This window comes from Candidatus Nitrosopumilus sp., from assembly GCF_028278985.1.
In the GTDB taxonomy this organism is placed as follows: domain Archaea; phylum Thermoproteota; class Nitrososphaeria; order Nitrososphaerales; family Nitrosopumilaceae; genus Nitrosopumilus.
In genome coordinates this window covers 23,857-38,149 of sequence record NZ_JANQTA010000029.1, presented here as the reverse complement: position 1 = coordinate 38,149, position 14,293 = coordinate 23,857, and the positions used below count along the sequence as shown (strand labels likewise).

Genomic DNA, 14,293 nt, shown 5'->3' with positions numbered 1-14,293 from the left:
CACGAAAAGCATTTTTGATGAGGGTCTATGGCGCAGCCAGGTAGCGCACCGGACTTTTAATCCGGTTGTCAAGGGTCCGAATCCCTTTAGACCCGCTACATCTTTTTTTCTAAATTAATTCTTGAATTTGTTTTGTTAAATTTTCAATTGATGAATTGATTTTATTTTCTTGTTGGGTTACATCACTTCGAAGGTTATTGATTCTGGTTGTTCTTTCTAAAATCATACGTTTCTGCTCATCATAGCCTGCTGAACCGGTGGATTTACGCTCTTTTAGTGAAGACACTACAGTTGTAGAAGAAATAATGGATGTTACAAGTTTTGGATCTACTTTTGTGGATTCTACAGATTTTTTAATATCAGATGGGGTTAATTTTGAAATTGGTTTTTTTGATTCATGTGCTAATTGAGTTAGGACTCCTGCAATCTTATGAGTAACTCTAAATGGAATACCTTCTTGAACTAATTTTTCTGCAATGTCAAGTGCAATTAGATTACTTGATTCAGTAGTTTTTTTCATTTGTTTTTCGTTTACTTTCAAAGTTAGAAGCATAGATTTGAAAATCAATAAAGCGTTTATAGAAATTTTTGAAGTTGACCAAATTGAAGATTTTATTTGTTGTAAATCACGACCATAACCAGTTGCAAGACCTTTTACAGTTGTAAGAATAGAAGTCAAGTTTCCAATAATCTCAGCAGTTTTACCTCTTGTCAATTCTAAAATATCAGGGTTTTTCTTTTGTGGCATTACACTTGATGGAGATGTAAATTCATCAGAAAGTTCAATAAATGAAAATTCTGAAGTCGACCAAATAATAAAATCCTCAGAAATTTTACTAAGATTAGTCATCAAAATAGAAATCATTGCAACATATTCAGCAACAAAATCACGTGTGCTTGTTGCATCAATAGAATTTTCAACAATTCCATCAAAGCCAAGCATTTCAGCTGTGCTTTCTCTATCAATAGGAATACTAGTTCCTCCGACTGGACCTGCACCAAGTGGACTTTGATTTATCCTTGAAAACATTCCAAAGATTCTTTCAAAATCACGAAACAATACATCTGCATGTGCCAACAAGTAATGAGAAAATAATCCAGCTTGAGCTTGTTGAAGATGAGTATACAATGGCATGATAGTTTTTTGGTGATTTTTAGCCACGGAAATCAATGATTCTATAGTGTCTAAGAGACAATTACAGATTATCAGAATGTCATCTCTAATTTTCATTCGAATATCTAAGACAACTTGATCATTTCTTGATCTTGCAGTATGCATTTTGCCACCACTAGCCATTCCTGCTTTTTTGATAACAAGGGATTCAATTAATTCATGAATATCCTCAGCACCAGAAGAAGAATCAAATTTTTCTTTTTTCAAAGATTCTAGAACAGTTAAAATTTTTTTTGCATCATTTTTTGTGATAATATTTTGTTGATACAACATCAATGCATGTGCTTGACTTCCTACAATGTCATAAACTGCAATCTGTGAATCATCATCAATTGAAGAAACATAATCTAAAGTAATATTACTCAAATCGTTACCAAGTCGAGAACGATACATTACCTAAGGTTCTAGAATGGTTATATATAGCATCGACGCTTTTGCCCACATGAGCCAAGATATCAAACAGCTTAGAGTGAAACTCTTTGATGAGTTATCAAAGATTGTAGATCCTGAAATCAATACATCAATTGTTGAATTAGAGTTAATTGATGAAGTTGATATCAACGACAGTAACGTCAAAGTTGATTTGCATCTTACAAGTCCTTTCTGTCCAGCAGTTTTTGGTTTTAAGATTTGCCAAGACATTCATGACAACTTGCTAAAAGTTGATGGTGTTGAAGATGTCAAAGTAAATGTATCAAATCACTTTATGGCAGAACAAATCAACAATCAGGTTAACAACAGTCCAAATCCAAAAAAATCAGGTTAACTTCTAAAACCTAACATATATCCTCTAAGTAGTTGAATTCCCATTGCAGGATCAACTCCTTTAGGACAAACTTGACTACAAGATCCAGCAAAATGACATCTCCAAATTCCATGTGAATCATCAATGATTTTTAGCCTCGAATCCTTGCCTTTGTCTCTACTATCAGCAACATATCGATATGCTTGAGCAAGTGCTTGAGGACCAACAAAAGAAGAATCAGTTGCCATAGTTGGACATGCTGAATTACATAACCCACATTTGATACAATTTGCAAATTGGATGTATTGTTCTAGTTCTTCAGGAGATTGTGAAAATTCTTTTTCGTCAGATTCAAGTTCAGTGTCATCTCTAACAAGATAGGGTTTGATTTTGTGATGAGTATCAAATAATCTTTCAAATTTTACTGCCAAGTCTCGAATAATTGGAAAATTATTCATTGGTTCTACTGTTACAACATCAGAATCCAATTCACTAACTTTGGTAAAGCACGCAAGTCTAGGTTTTCCATTAATTATCATTCCACATGAACCACATGTTGCTTGTCTACATGAATAACGAACTGCAACTGAATGATCATAGTGTTTCTTGACATCAAGGATTGTTTCTAAAACAGTTGTCCATTTTTCAACAGGAACAGAAAATTCCATGAATTGTTTTTCAGTGTCCTTTTCTGGATTGAATCTGGCAATTCGTAGTGTTTTTGTTCGTGAAGATTGATCGTCTGCAATACCAGAAACTTGTGCCATCTCTATACCATTCCCATGTTAGTCATAATAATTGTTCGTGAGCCATATGCAATTAAACCAAACATTGCTGCAAGGCATCCATAAGAAACAGCTTTTTCATAGGTTTTACCTTGTTTTAATTCCAGAAGAATTACTCTTAAGCCATTAAATCCGTGAACAGAAAGTAAGATCAAAATCAATTCTAACATAATTGCATATGGAATGAATTTGTAATTAGCTAAAACTGCTTCATATTCTAATGATTCAGCAAATCCACCTGAAGTTAAACGCATCAAGATATGAACAGCAACTAGAGCAACTGCTGCAAGAGCAGTACCATAGTGGATTTTCATTATTGTACTTTCTCTCATATTACTCACCAAACATTACGGCCATTCCGTACATCATAGCAATTGCAGCCAAAATTATTGCTGAATAGATTCCTATCTTGTGTCTGTAATTCTGCGATGCAGGATCATAAGGATAATCAGGTCTTGCTGGTTTTCCAACACCTACACCTCCATGACCTAACATAACTCTAATTCCATTTACAGTATGGAAAACACACATTCCAATTACTGCAGCTAACAAAAGATGTCCCTCAGTAGTTTGTGTTAATTCAAGGAATTCATCCCATCCAGCTCTTCCTCGTAAAATATTACTTGTTTCATAAATGTGACCAATAAAATATGCTAGTAAACCAAGTCCACTCAAACGCATCATCCAATATGCTACACGTTCAATTCCATAACGAGTAGGATTGATCATTCCACCAATGCCTTCTTTATGTTCATCATTTGCCATCTAGTATTTCCTCTCCACTGGCTGATACTTAGTAATTGTGACAGGGAATGTTTTCATGATAGGTTCGTTTGGATCATAATATGCAAGTGTATGATGTAAGAAGTTTGCATCATCTCGTTTAGTATAATCGATTCTAGCATGTGCGCCACGAGATTCTTTTCTGTTAATTGCACCCAAAAGAACAATTTCTGCAACTCTAAACATTGAATCTAATTCCATAACATTTGAAAAATTAGTATTGTATTCTTTGGCTTTGTCATCTACGTGTTTCCAAGTTTGAGATTTTAATTCACGGATTTTCTTCAAACCTTCAACAAGATCTTTTTCATTTCTATAGACATATGCTTTTTCATTCATAGTATCAGTTAATTCTTGTCTAATTTCATATGGATTAGCATCACCATTTCCGCGGAATATTCCATCATAGATTCTCTTTTCTTCAGCCATTACAAGATGATGTGGCCATTCAACTGATGGAATTCCTTTTTGAATATATTCAACTGCGAGTTCTCCTGTAATCTTTCCCCAGACAATACATTCAGAAGTTGAATTTGCACCTAAACGATTAGAGCCATGAACACTATTACATGCAGCCTCACCGGCAGCCCAAACTCCTTGAATTTCAGTAGCACCATCAATGTCAGTATGTAATCCACCCATCATATAGTGACAAACAGGTCTAATGTCTAGTAATTCTTGAGCAGGATCAATACCTGAAAATTTGATTGAGATTTCTCTAATTCCACCGAGTTTCTCTTTAATTTTTTCATCTCCAAGATGTCGCAAATCTAATTTCATGCAATCAACACCAGTTTCATGTTTGAAACCTCGACCTTCTTGAATTTCTGTCATAATTGATCTGGATACAATATCACGTGGTGCAAGTTCCATTTTTCCGGCTGCATAATTTTTCATAAATCGTTCTCCTTTGTTGTTTAACAAATAACCACCTTCGCCTCTTGCACCTTCTGTAATCAAAATACCAGATGGTAAAATTCCAGTTGGATGGAACTGAACAAATTCCATATCTTTTAGAGCCATTCCAGCTCTTAATCCCATATCTAATCCATCAGGAGTTGAAGATAATGCATATGTTGAAAAACTATACAATCTTCCTGCACCACCGGTTGCAATGATCAATGCTTTTCCTTTGATAGTGTAAAATGTTCCAGAACCTAATTCAATTGCAGTTAATCCCATGAATCGTTTTCCATCATGAATGATTGATGTTGCAAACCATTCATTGAGATATTCAATATTTTCAAACTTTTGACAAGTATCATACAATGTTTGCATTTCAAAGAATCCAACTTTGTCTGATGCATAAGTTGCCCTTGGGAAACTATAACCACCAAAATTTCTTTGATCAATTCTTCCATCATTTCTTCTAGACCAAGGCATTCCCCAGTGATCTAATTGATGAACCTCTTTTGGCATTTCAACGCAAAGTCTTTCAGCTACATCTTGGTCTGCAAGAAAATCACTTCCTTTTACAGTATCATAAACATGAGATTCAATTGTATCACCTTCATCTTCAAAAAGAACCGCAGCAGTTCCACCTTCTGCAGAAACTGAGTGGGAACGCATAACTTGTAATTTTGAAACAATTCCAATTTTGAGATTTGGTCCTTTCTTTGCAGCAGCAATAGCAGCACGAAGTCCAGCCAAGCCAGAACCACAGATAATTAAATCAAAATCTAGTGAATCTACCATTTTTCAGACAAACTTGCTTAGAGCGGGTTAAATATGTAGTAATAGCCAGGCATGATCCATAATCTTAAAATATATCACTAGTGATATCACTAGTGATGATTTCTGAATGGTTCCAAAGAGTTGGAAGTTCAGTTCCAAGGGGATTTTCAAGATATTTTATTTTGGAATTGCTGAAAAAGAAATCCCATTCAGGAAAAGAGATTATCGATTATGCAGTGGAACAGAGTAACGGGATTTGGAAACCATCGCCAGGATTGATTTATCCACTATTAGGAAGATTGCTTGATGAAGGATTAATCGAAGAAGATACAGATGGAAAATACCAACTAACTAAGAAAGGAAAGGAAACAGCAGAAGATGTTGATAAAGTAAATGATATTGTCAAAAAACAACTTGATGTCCTTTTTAGATTAGGCAATGTTGGAAGATTTGTTGCAATGGATCTCATTGAAAAGATCTCTTCAATGGGTGCAATCCTTAGCTCAAACATCAGTAACATGACTGAAGATGAGACAAAAAAATACAAAGATTTTCTAGAATCCGAATTAAAGAAAATTCAAGAAAAAGAAGTAAAAACAAAAGGTAAGCAGATAAAAATCGACTGAGACTTTAGAAGAAATTTCACTCAGTCTTAAAATCATAAATAATTCAGTCAAGGAAAAGTACCATGAAAAATTTAAAAAAAATGTTAAAATCAAAAAAACCTCTAGTAATACCTGGAGTTTATGATGCTTTAGGAGCAAAAATTGCTCAAAAAGTAGGATTTGAAGCAATGTTTCAGACAGGATATGGAACTTCTGCAACATTATTTGGAATGCCAGACTATGGATTCATTGGAGCAACAGAAACTGTAGATAATGCAAGAAGAATTTGCAGAGCAGTTTCAGTACCGGTAATTGTTGATTCAGATACAGGATATGGAAATGCCCTAAGTGTTTGGAAATTAGTTAAAGAATTAGAAACAGCGGGCGCATCAGGAATTTTCCTAGAAGATCAGAGATGGCCAAAAAGATGTGGACATATGCAAGGTAAAGAAGTTATTTCTCAAGAAGAATACACTGAAAAATTATCTGCTGCAATTGATGCTAGAGAAAACAAGGATTTCATTATTGTTGCAAGAACTGACGCAAGGGCAACAGAAGGGTTAGATGCAGCTATTGAAAGAGGAAAACAGAATAAAAAAACTGGTGCAGATGCAGTTTTTGTTGAAGCCCCAAGATCAATTACAGAAATGAAAAAGATTGGAAAAGAAATCAATGCACCACTTGTTGCAAATATGATAGAAGGTGGAGCAACTCCATTAAGTTCTGCAGATACACTGAACAAAATGGGTTTTAACATAATTCTCTATCCATTGTCAGTACTCTATGCAAATACATTTGCAACAATGAACATACTTACAGAACTAAAGAAATCTGGAACAACAACAAAATCCAAACAAAAAGTTGTAAACTTTGATCAGTTCAATGATCTTGTTGAGTTATCAAAGTTTAGAAAAATGGAAAAGAAGTATGGATTTACAAAAAGAGAATAAATAAAAAATTTCAAGTAAAGTGCAGTTATCCTGCGTTTCTCTTTACTTCAATTTCTATTGTTGAAACGTTTCTGGTTCTACCGTCTTGTGACTCTAAAGATTCTGAGCCAATTCTAATATTTCCGATAGAGTAACCGGCATTTTCTGTTTTGCGTGCAATGATTTGAGCTACGTCTACAGCACGTCCAATGCTGAGTCCTCTAGCTTTGATGTTGACGGCTGGTAAGTTTGCCAATTGAATTAATGTTGATGTAACATATGCCATCAATGGTTTCTTACCAATGAATATGGTGTCTCTTGCTTCGGTTGACATGAAAAATTTGGTATTTAAGGATAATTTAAAGCTAAAAAGGATTTTTGTGAATCAATTAAAAAAAAATGAAAAATTTGAACTAATATTAACTAGAAAAGATGATTTTATTCATAATTGGAAAATATTGCCCAAGTTTTAGAAAATGGAAGTAGTGAAGAAAAAATCCAAATCTTAGAAAAATTAGAATCAGCAAATGAGCCAGAAATTTTAGATAAAATTATTTCAAAATTAGATGATGATGACATTCAAGTCAGAGGAGAAGCATTTAGTTCACTTGTATTAAACAAAAATAAAATTTCAAATTTTTTGATAAAGAATTTAAAATCTGCAAGTAAAAACATCAGAGGTTTTTCTTTACTTGTTTTAGCAAACAGAAATGAAGTAGATGCGATTCCAGAAATTATCAAACTTGTTGGGGATGAACGTTCTATGGTGAGAACATGTGCAATTGGTGCACTAAATTTTCTAAAAGCTAAAGATGAAAGAGAAATTTTTTTAAAATCAATTAATGATCAAAATTTAGAAGTTAGAAAAAGTGCAGTTCAAGCAATTATAGATCTTAAAATTCCAATAAAAGAAGAACAAATTGACAAAATTATCACTGAAAATGATATAGAAATTGAAAATTTAATTTTACAATTAAAAAATTAGTGGACCGGAAGGGATTTGAACCCTTGATCCGATGCATGCCATGCACCTATCCTACCAGACTAGACGACCGGCCCATAATCAGAATACTGATTGATTAAGACTTTTCAAATTGGTTATTAACGTTTAGCGGTGATATTGAAAATCTACTTTTAAAATTAACACAATATATTTAACCTCCAGAATGGTTGTTGTATCGTTATGGTAGTAGACAACAAGGCAACAGTGACATATGTTCAATTGTTAAAAGAAGATCTTGTTATTATTAGATTAGTTCCAAAAGAAGGAGAAGTTCCAGAATACAAAGCAGGACAATTTATCACATTAGGATTACCAAATCCAAACGAAGGAGGAAAAATTGTTAGAAGAGCATATTCAATTGCATCACATCCAGAAAATAGAGATTATGTTGAATTAGTAATTAGATGGGTAAGAAAACCACTTCCTGGAAGATTGACAACACAACTATTCAATACAAAAGAAGGTGACGAAATTTTATGGTTAAAACCAACAGGTAGAGCACTGCTGATAAATGATGAATTACCAAATGGAGAAAAAGATAACAGAAGAATTGTATGTATTGGTGGAGGTACCGGTTTAGCTCCATTCGTAAGTTTTGCACAACATCTTCACGATGTTGGAGATAAGAGAGAGATCGTAGTCTTACACGGAGCAAGTTATGTTGATGAATTAAGTTACAAGGATCTTTTAACAAATCTTGAAAATGAAAGTATTGCAAGAGGTAAAGATGAATGGAATTTCCGATACAGAGCAGCAATTAGTAGACCACAAGAATGGTTTAACAGATCATGGGCAGGTCAAGTAGGCAGAGTTGAAACATTCCTTAGACCAAGAGATAACGGAATGTCTCCATTAGAAGAGCTTGTTGGAGAAAAGATCACTAAAGAAAATACAATTTTCTATGTTTGTGGATGGCAAGGAACTATTGATGGTGTAATGGACTTTTTGAAACCAAAAGGATTTGTTACAGAACATGACAAACGTGAAGATGGTAGTTTCGAAGTCAAATACGAATCATACGGATAGAATTCAAAAATCAATCATTGAAATATGAGATTTTTTTAGTAATTGTAATTGATCACAGCACTATATCTTGCACATCTTAATCCAGTAACTAATGCACATGTAGAAATTATTTCAGATTTAGTTAAAGAAGCAGATGTTGTCAAAGTAATGCCCGTAGTTTTCAAGAATGGGGAAAAAGAAATCAACAGTAAGAGTTTCCCGTTTAATTTTGCATCTAGGAAGAAAATGTTAAGATCAGTATTTGGGGATTCTATCAAAATTACAGAGGATTATGCATTTTTTGCTCCATTCAAAAAATACATTCCTCCATTATTAGCTCCAAAATCTTGGGAATTAAGAAAACAGATTTTACGAAATGTTGAAGGGGAGTTTTTCTCTTACACTGGGGATAAAGCAGAAGGAGTGATGTTAAAGATTTACAGATTAAAACCCAGGGTTGGAGAACGAAGAGCATTATCTGCGGCATCAGTTAAAGAAAAACTATACGCGGCTGCACAAGGAAATGAGACATCTTGGAAAGAAGATGTACCTGAAAGCATTGCAAAAGTGATTGAAGAAGAATGGGATACTGTAAAGAAATTTGCAAATGCAGAAGATCTTACAACTAGAGTTGCAGGAATGAAATTTCCAAAAGAAGGATGGTCAAAAAATTAATTTGCCTTAATCATTCAAGACTTTCAAATCTAATTTAATTTCTAGAATATGAAGGATTGAATAAAGATCATATGGTTTATGGATTATGGCAGATGGAGTCAATTTTTCAAAAATAGATTCAGTTTCTTCTGAAGTGTCAGCAGTAACCATTACAATTTTGGAATTAGGATCAATTTTTCTGATTTCTTCTAATGCGTATAATCCATCATAATCAGGCATCATTACATCTAAAAATACCACATCAGGTCGATGGGATTCAAAAGCAGCAACAGCCTCTTTTCCATTAAAAATTTTTTTTAATATTTTAATGCCTTTTAGTTCAAGTAATTCAGCAAATAATTCTAGATTGGTTTGATCATCTTCTGCAATTATTGCAGTAATTGACATATAGGAATTACCAAGAAGTATTTTTAATACCTTATGTGTTTGTGAAAATAAATGAAAATCCCAATAATTTTAGCAATTTTAGGAATTGGGATAGGTATAGGAATTTTAGTGATTACCTCAAATGATTCATCTGTAACATCGTCTGAATTGCCAAATACACCATCTGTGGAATCGCCTGTTCAAGAAATAGAAGAAATAATTCAAGAAGAAAATTTAGAATATGATGAAACCATCACAATAGGAACAATTCATAGAGATTCTGTAAAGATGACAAAAAGATACTTACCTCTAGCAAACTATCTTGCAGAAAAGCTTAGCTCAGATGAAAAGATCTACAAAGGAGTAGTACATATTTCTCCATCTGAAGAAGAGATGGTTAATCAGCGTGTCATGGATGTATTCTTTGACAGTCCTTTAATTGGAATGAAGGTCGCAGAACAGACCAACATGGAATCATTATTGCTATCATGGAAAGAAGGAGAAAGAGATTATCATTCTGTTTTCATAGTTCCAATTGATTCAGAAATTACTTTTGATGACTTGGAAGGAAAAACAATTGTTTTTGAAGATAAGGAATCTACTTCAGGGTACCTATTACCATTAACTCATTTAGAAAATTCTGGATACAGTATTGAATCGGATAATATCGACCATATTTTTAGTGATGATGATGAAAATACACCAATTTGGGTTTTGGAAGGAAGGGGAGACCTAGGAGTCCTATCCAATTTAGATTTTAAAGATACACCATACAATATTCAAAAAGAGTTGAAAATAATTGAAGCAACTGATTCAATACCAAGGCAATTAGTTTTAATCAAATCAGAAATGGAGTCAAAATTAAAAATTAAAGAAATTCTTTTAGAAATGAATGATAGTGAGCATGGAAAAGAAATTCTAGAAAAAATTTCACGTACATCAAAATTTTCTGAAATAGATCATGAAAAAGATATTGTGCCAATTACAAGATTGTTGGAAATGATAAATTAGAATGAAATTATCAAACAGAATTATTTTAATTACAATTATTCCATTAATTACTTCTACAATTATTGCTTCAGTAGTAATTTTAGGAATTTCTAATGAACAATTATTTGATTCAACAATTTCTCAAATCAAAAGTTTATGTCAATTAACAGAGAGTGAGATGAGAAATCCAATGAATCACTTGGATGTAGATCACCTAAATGAAATTGTAGATAATCTTGAGGAAGATCCAAATATTTTGCAAGTGTTAATTCTATTTCCAGATGGAAGGTTACTTACGGATGGGACAGATTATGACTATAATTATGGGACAACTTTTGAAGATGAGTTCATTCAAGGTATGATAAATTCTGAAGAAGAAAAAATGCAGTTCAAAGAGTCAATGATTCGTGCAGCAAAACCAATTGTGCTAAATGATATAATTGGAATACTAGTAATTGATTATTCTACGAATGAAATAAACATGAATATTCAAAAATCAATCTATAATGTAATTGGAATAATAACAATTATCACATCAATTTCAATAATTGTAGCAGTAGTATTAAGTCGGTCAATTAGTAAACCAATTCTAGAGATAGAGAAAAATCTCAAAAATATGGGTGCTGGAATTAGTTCAGAAGTAATAGATACAAACATCCCAGAAATCAAAAACCTTTCTCAAAAAATTATTGATATGAATAATGAAATTGAAAAATATCAAAAAGAGCTGGTAAAAAATGAGCGATTAACTACAATAGGCGAAATGTCCGCAAGAATCACTCATGATCTAAGAAATCCACTAACAGCAATAGTTAATGCTATTGAAGTTATGAAATTGAAAAAACCAGAGATGGTAAAGGAAAATCAGCAGTATTTTGACATGATGGGAGATGCAATATTAAGGATGAATCACCAAGTTGATGAAGTTTTAGGTTTTGTAAAAACCAGAGAACCAAAAAGAGAGATTGTGAAAATGTCCGATATTATTTCGGGTACGTTAAAATCTATTGAAATTCCAAATAGCATAAAAATCAAAAATGAGAAATATGAAAATCAAATTTGGTGTGACAAACTTCAAATTCAAAATGTGTTAACAAATTTAATCATTAATTCAATTCACGCATTAGATAAAAAAGGAGGAGAAATTAAAATTAATTTCGTTGAAGAAACCAATAAAGATATTATTTCTGTCCAAGATGATGGACCAGGAATTCCTGAAAAATCAATAGAGCAAATTTTTGAACCGTTATACACAACTAAGCAAACAGGTACAAGGCTAGGATTAGTAACCTGTAGAAACATAATTGAAGCCCACAAAGGCCAAATTTACGCACAAAATCTTGAAAATAGAGGAGTAAAATTCGTAATAGAACTACCCAAAATTACAGAGAGAAATTAGATTGAAAATAGATTAATACACATATCGTAAAATCCACCTATGAAACTTCCATTATCAAAATATGTCTGGTATGATGGAAAATACGTTTTAACAGAAAAAGCAAGCGTACCAATTACAACACATGCAATTCATTATGGAACATCAATTTTTGAAGGAATTAGAGGATATTGGAATGGAAAAAATCTTCACATTTTTAGACTAGATGAACATGTAAAAAGGTTCAGAAGATCAGGTCAATTTTATAATATTTCATTAAATTTTTCAGATGAAGAAATTTCTAATGCCATTACAGGAATTTGTAAAAAAAATAAAATAAAAAAATCCTGTTACATTAGACCATTTTATTTTGTGGGAGATTATGGGATTAATCTTCATGTAACTGAAAAAGCGCCAACAAATGTTGCTATTTTCACATTTCCTTTTGGAGATTTGTTTAACAAAAATGGGATTACTGCAGGAGTAGTATCCTGGAGAAAATTCTCTGACATGTCTACACCTCCTCAAGCAAAAATGGGTGGAAATTATCTCAATTCTATTATTGCCACACAAGAGGCAAAACGTAACGGAGTGGATGAAGCAATCTTACTTGATCATAATGGAAACGTTAGTGAGGCTCCAGGAGAAAATATTTTCATTGTCAGAAATGGTCAATTGGCAACGCCCACATTAGCCTCATCAGCACTAGATGGGATTACAAGAGATGCAATCATAAAAATTGCAAATGATTTGGATATCGAAGTAGTTGAAAGAGACATTACAAGAAGTGAATTAATTATTTCTGATGAGATATTTCTTACTGGAACAGCTGCAGAAATAACTCCAATAATTTCAACGGATTCAAAAAAGATTGGAAACGGAAAACCAGGAGATATAACAAAAAAGATGATGAGTGAGTATACAGACATAGTAATGAACAAAAATGATGACTATACTCATTGGTTAACAGCGGTGTACTAGATGAAAATTATTCAAATCGGAACAGGAGGATGGGGAAAAAACCATACACGAATTTTATCGGAATTAGGCGTACTTTCAGCCATTTGTGATGCTGATGAAGAAAAAAGTAAGGAGTACGGAGAAAAATATTCTGTAAATCATTACACATCATTAGATAAATTATTAGAATCTGAAGAATTTGATGCAGCATTTGTAGTAACACCAACTTCAACACACTCACAAATTGCAAAGAAACTGCTAGAAGCAAAAAAACATGTTTTTGTTGAAAAACCATTAACATATCAATCGCAAGATGGAGAAGAATTAGCAAAACTTGCTGAAAAAAATAAAGTAATTCTAACATGTGGATATATTGAAAGATTCAATCCTGCTGTAGGAGTTGTTAAAAAATTAGTTAAAGAAAAAAATTATGGTGAATTAGTAATGTTAGAGTTTCATAGAGAAAATAGAATGCCATTACACATTAAAGATGTTGGAATTATCTATGATACATCGGTTCATGATATTGATACTGCAAACTGGCTGTTTGATGAAATGCCAAGTGTAGTTTTTGCCAAAGCTGGAAAAATAAAACATGAACATGAAGATTTTACAAGTATTATGTTAGGGTACAAGAATGATAAAGTTGCAATTATTACATCAAATTGGATAACTCCAAAAAAAGTTAGAAAATTTAATGCAGTCTGTACTGATGCAATAATTTCTTCAGATTTTATTACTCAAGAAATTACTGTAGAGAATAATGATGAATTAAAAAAATTAGATAATGAAAAACAAGAGCCTCTATTATTAGAAATCAAAAGTTTCCTTAATGCAATTGATGGTAAGGGTGAACATATTGTAACAGCTCAACAAGCAGTAAATGTTACAAAAATTGCAGAAGCGGCACTTTTATCTAGTCAAAAAGGAATACCAATCTATCTGGAATTAAAATGAATAAATCAATGCTTGAAATTTTGGCTTGTCCAATTTGCAAATATCATCCACTAGAATTATCTGAAATAAATGCTAAAGACGAATTAGTTTCTGAGGGCACATTATATTGTGACCCGTGTTCAAGATTTTTTCCTATAATAGAGGAAATTCCAATTATGCTTCCAGATGAATTACGTGATAAAAAACAAGAAATGGATTTTTTGAATAAATTCAAAGATCAGATTCCTGAAAAAATTATTACAAAGGCAAATCCATGGCATTTGTAAG

Annotated in this window: 18 protein-coding genes and 2 tRNA genes; 12 read left to right on the top strand and 8 right to left on the bottom strand. The window is 32.7% G+C overall.

Annotated features, from left to right (window positions below; genetic code table 11):
• Positions 1-21: 21 nt before the first annotated feature.
• Positions 22-95 (top strand) — tRNA-Lys (locus tag Q0941_RS09420).
• A 14-nt stretch (positions 96-109) separates the two neighbouring features.
• Here Q0941_RS09420 and argH read toward each other — a convergent pair.
• Positions 110-1,567, bottom strand: coding sequence for an argininosuccinate lyase (gene argH, locus Q0941_RS09415; protein WP_299293435.1), 1,458 nt, complete (start codon positions 1,565-1,567; stop codon positions 110-112).
• A 49-nt stretch (positions 1,568-1,616) separates the two neighbouring features.
• On the opposite strand from argH, the gene Q0941_RS09410 reads away from it, so the two are divergent.
• On the top strand, positions 1,617-1,940 hold the full coding sequence (locus Q0941_RS09410) for an iron-sulfur cluster assembly protein (RefSeq protein ID WP_299293432.1): 324 nt from the start codon (positions 1,617-1,619) through the stop codon (positions 1,938-1,940).
• Here the strand turns inward: Q0941_RS09410 and Q0941_RS09405 are convergent.
• Genes Q0941_RS09405 through Q0941_RS09390 form a run of 4 tightly spaced genes read right to left on the bottom strand, consistent with a single transcriptional unit; the run spans position 1,937 to position 5,182 of the window.
• Entirely contained in the window at positions 1,937-2,686 is a 750-nt protein-coding gene (locus Q0941_RS09405) for a succinate dehydrogenase/fumarate reductase iron-sulfur subunit (RefSeq protein WP_299293430.1), read from the bottom strand. The genes Q0941_RS09410 and Q0941_RS09405 overlap by 4 nt on opposite strands.
• 2 nt (positions 2,687-2,688) lie before the next feature.
• Complete coding sequence (locus Q0941_RS09400) at positions 2,689-3,036, bottom strand: succinate dehydrogenase (protein WP_299293427.1); 348 nt, start codon at positions 3,034-3,036, stop codon at positions 2,689-2,691.
• A 1-nt stretch (position 3,037) separates the two neighbouring features.
• The gene (locus tag Q0941_RS09395; protein WP_299293422.1) at positions 3,038-3,469 is read right to left on the bottom strand and encodes a succinate dehydrogenase; all 432 of its coding nucleotides are present in this window, start codon (positions 3,467-3,469) and stop codon (positions 3,038-3,040) included.
• Positions 3,470-5,182 carry a succinate dehydrogenase/fumarate reductase flavoprotein subunit gene (locus Q0941_RS09390; RefSeq protein ID WP_299293419.1) on the bottom strand — a complete coding sequence of 571 codons (1,713 nt, stop codon included), beginning with the start codon at positions 5,180-5,182 and terminating at the stop codon, positions 3,470-3,472.
• A gap of 95 nt (positions 5,183-5,277) precedes the next feature.
• On the opposite strand from Q0941_RS09390, the gene Q0941_RS09385 reads away from it, so the two are divergent.
• Both Q0941_RS09385 and Q0941_RS09380 read left to right on the top strand, forming a co-directional pair.
• A complete protein-coding gene (locus Q0941_RS09385) occupies positions 5,278-5,787 on the top strand; it encodes a PadR family transcriptional regulator (protein ID WP_299293439.1) in 510 nt (169 codons plus the stop codon).
• An 80-nt stretch (positions 5,788-5,867) separates the two neighbouring features.
• Positions 5,868-6,716 carry an oxaloacetate decarboxylase gene (locus Q0941_RS09380; RefSeq protein ID WP_367277490.1) on the top strand — a complete coding sequence of 283 codons (849 nt, stop codon included), beginning with the start codon at positions 5,868-5,870 and terminating at the stop codon, positions 6,714-6,716.
• Positions 6,717-6,741: 25 nt separating this feature from the next.
• On the opposite strand, the gene Q0941_RS09375 is transcribed toward Q0941_RS09380, so the two are convergent.
• Positions 6,742-7,029 carry a DNA-binding protein gene (locus tag Q0941_RS09375; RefSeq protein WP_299293413.1) on the bottom strand — a complete coding sequence of 96 codons (288 nt, stop codon included), beginning with the start codon at positions 7,027-7,029 and terminating at the stop codon, positions 6,742-6,744.
• A gap of 114 nt (positions 7,030-7,143) precedes the next feature.
• Here Q0941_RS09375 and Q0941_RS09370 point away from each other — a divergent pair, with 114 nt between their 5' ends.
• Positions 7,144-7,680 (top strand): HEAT repeat domain-containing protein, encoded by a 537-nt coding sequence (locus Q0941_RS09370; protein WP_299293410.1) that lies wholly within the window; start codon positions 7,144-7,146, stop codon positions 7,678-7,680.
• Here the strand turns inward: Q0941_RS09370 and Q0941_RS09365 are convergent.
• Positions 7,681-7,754 (bottom strand) — tRNA-Ala (locus tag Q0941_RS09365). It abuts the gene before it with no gap.
• 124 nt (positions 7,755-7,878) lie between these two features.
• Between Q0941_RS09365 and Q0941_RS09360 the strand changes: the two genes are divergently transcribed.
• Positions 7,879-8,724: a ferredoxin--NADP reductase gene (locus tag Q0941_RS09360; protein WP_299293407.1), complete on the top strand. Its 846-nt coding sequence runs from the start codon at positions 7,879-7,881 to the stop codon at positions 8,722-8,724.
• A gap of 48 nt (positions 8,725-8,772) precedes the next feature.
• A complete protein-coding gene (locus tag Q0941_RS09355) occupies positions 8,773-9,378 on the top strand; it encodes a hypothetical protein (RefSeq protein WP_299293403.1) in 606 nt (201 codons plus the stop codon).
• A gap of 6 nt (positions 9,379-9,384) precedes the next feature.
• Here Q0941_RS09355 and Q0941_RS09350 read toward each other — a convergent pair whose 3' ends face one another.
• Positions 9,385-9,765, bottom strand: a complete 381-nt coding sequence (locus Q0941_RS09350; protein ID WP_299293400.1) for a response regulator — start codon at positions 9,763-9,765, stop codon at positions 9,385-9,387.
• A gap of 51 nt (positions 9,766-9,816) precedes the next feature.
• On the opposite strand from Q0941_RS09350, the gene Q0941_RS09345 reads away from it, so the two are divergent.
• Genes Q0941_RS09345 through Q0941_RS09325 form a run of 5 tightly spaced genes read left to right on the top strand, consistent with a single transcriptional unit; the run spans position 9,817 to position 14,292 of the window.
• The gene (locus tag Q0941_RS09345; protein ID WP_299293397.1) at positions 9,817-10,755 is read left to right on the top strand and encodes a phosphate/phosphite/phosphonate ABC transporter substrate-binding protein; all 939 of its coding nucleotides are present in this window, start codon (positions 9,817-9,819) and stop codon (positions 10,753-10,755) included.
• 1 nt (position 10,756) lies between these two features.
• The gene (locus Q0941_RS09340) at positions 10,757-12,133 is read left to right on the top strand and encodes a HAMP domain-containing sensor histidine kinase (RefSeq protein WP_299293394.1); all 1,377 of its coding nucleotides are present in this window, start codon (positions 10,757-10,759) and stop codon (positions 12,131-12,133) included.
• A 39-nt stretch (positions 12,134-12,172) separates the two neighbouring features.
• On the top strand, positions 12,173-13,090 hold the full coding sequence (locus Q0941_RS09335; protein ID WP_299293391.1) for a branched-chain amino acid transaminase: 918 nt from the start codon (positions 12,173-12,175) through the stop codon (positions 13,088-13,090).
• Positions 13,091-14,026 carry a Gfo/Idh/MocA family oxidoreductase gene (locus Q0941_RS09330; protein ID WP_299293388.1) on the top strand — a complete coding sequence of 312 codons (936 nt, stop codon included), beginning with the start codon at positions 13,091-13,093 and terminating at the stop codon, positions 14,024-14,026.
• Positions 14,023-14,292, top strand: coding sequence for a Trm112 family protein (locus Q0941_RS09325; RefSeq protein WP_299293385.1), 270 nt, complete (start codon positions 14,023-14,025; stop codon positions 14,290-14,292). Before Q0941_RS09330 ends, Q0941_RS09325 begins: the two co-directional genes overlap by 4 nt.
• The last annotated feature ends 1 nt before the right edge of the window (position 14,293 follow it).

What these genes read in the sequence shown, in the direction of transcription:
- argH (WP_299293435.1), bottom strand. Translation starts at nt 1,567, where the DNA reads ATGTATCGTTCTCGACTTGGTAACGATTTGAGTAATATTACTTTAGAT.
- Q0941_RS09410 (WP_299293432.1), top strand. Translation starts at nt 1,617, where the DNA reads ATGAGCCAAGATATCAAACAGCTTAGAGTGAAACTCTTTGATGAGTTA.
- Q0941_RS09405 (WP_299293430.1), bottom strand. Translation starts at nt 2,686, where the DNA reads ATGGCACAAGTTTCTGGTATTGCAGACGATCAATCTTCACGAACAAAA.
- Q0941_RS09400 (WP_299293427.1), bottom strand. Translation starts at nt 3,036, where the DNA reads ATGAGAGAAAGTACAATAATGAAAATCCACTATGGTACTGCTCTTGCA.
- Q0941_RS09395 (WP_299293422.1), bottom strand. Translation starts at nt 3,469, where the DNA reads ATGGCAAATGATGAACATAAAGAAGGCATTGGTGGAATGATCAATCCT.
- Q0941_RS09390 (WP_299293419.1), bottom strand. Translation starts at nt 5,182, where the DNA reads ATGGTAGATTCACTAGATTTTGATTTAATTATCTGTGGTTCTGGCTTG.
- Q0941_RS09385 (WP_299293439.1), top strand. Translation starts at nt 5,278, where the DNA reads ATGATTTCTGAATGGTTCCAAAGAGTTGGAAGTTCAGTTCCAAGGGGA.
- Q0941_RS09380 (WP_367277490.1), top strand. Translation starts at nt 5,868, where the DNA reads ATGTTAAAATCAAAAAAACCTCTAGTAATACCTGGAGTTTATGATGCT.
- Q0941_RS09375 (WP_299293413.1), bottom strand. Translation starts at nt 7,029, where the DNA reads ATGTCAACCGAAGCAAGAGACACCATATTCATTGGTAAGAAACCATTG.
- Q0941_RS09360 (WP_299293407.1), top strand. Translation starts at nt 7,879, where the DNA reads ATGGTAGTAGACAACAAGGCAACAGTGACATATGTTCAATTGTTAAAA.
- Q0941_RS09350 (WP_299293400.1), bottom strand. Translation starts at nt 9,765, where the DNA reads ATGTCAATTACTGCAATAATTGCAGAAGATGATCAAACCAATCTAGAA.
- Q0941_RS09345 (WP_299293397.1), top strand. Translation starts at nt 9,817, where the DNA reads ATGAAAATCCCAATAATTTTAGCAATTTTAGGAATTGGGATAGGTATA.
- Q0941_RS09340 (WP_299293394.1), top strand. Translation starts at nt 10,757, where the DNA reads ATGAAATTATCAAACAGAATTATTTTAATTACAATTATTCCATTAATT.
- Q0941_RS09335 (WP_299293391.1), top strand. Translation starts at nt 12,173, where the DNA reads ATGAAACTTCCATTATCAAAATATGTCTGGTATGATGGAAAATACGTT.
- Q0941_RS09330 (WP_299293388.1), top strand. Translation starts at nt 13,091, where the DNA reads ATGAAAATTATTCAAATCGGAACAGGAGGATGGGGAAAAAACCATACA.
- Q0941_RS09325 (WP_299293385.1), top strand. Translation starts at nt 14,023, where the DNA reads ATGAATAAATCAATGCTTGAAATTTTGGCTTGTCCAATTTGCAAATAT.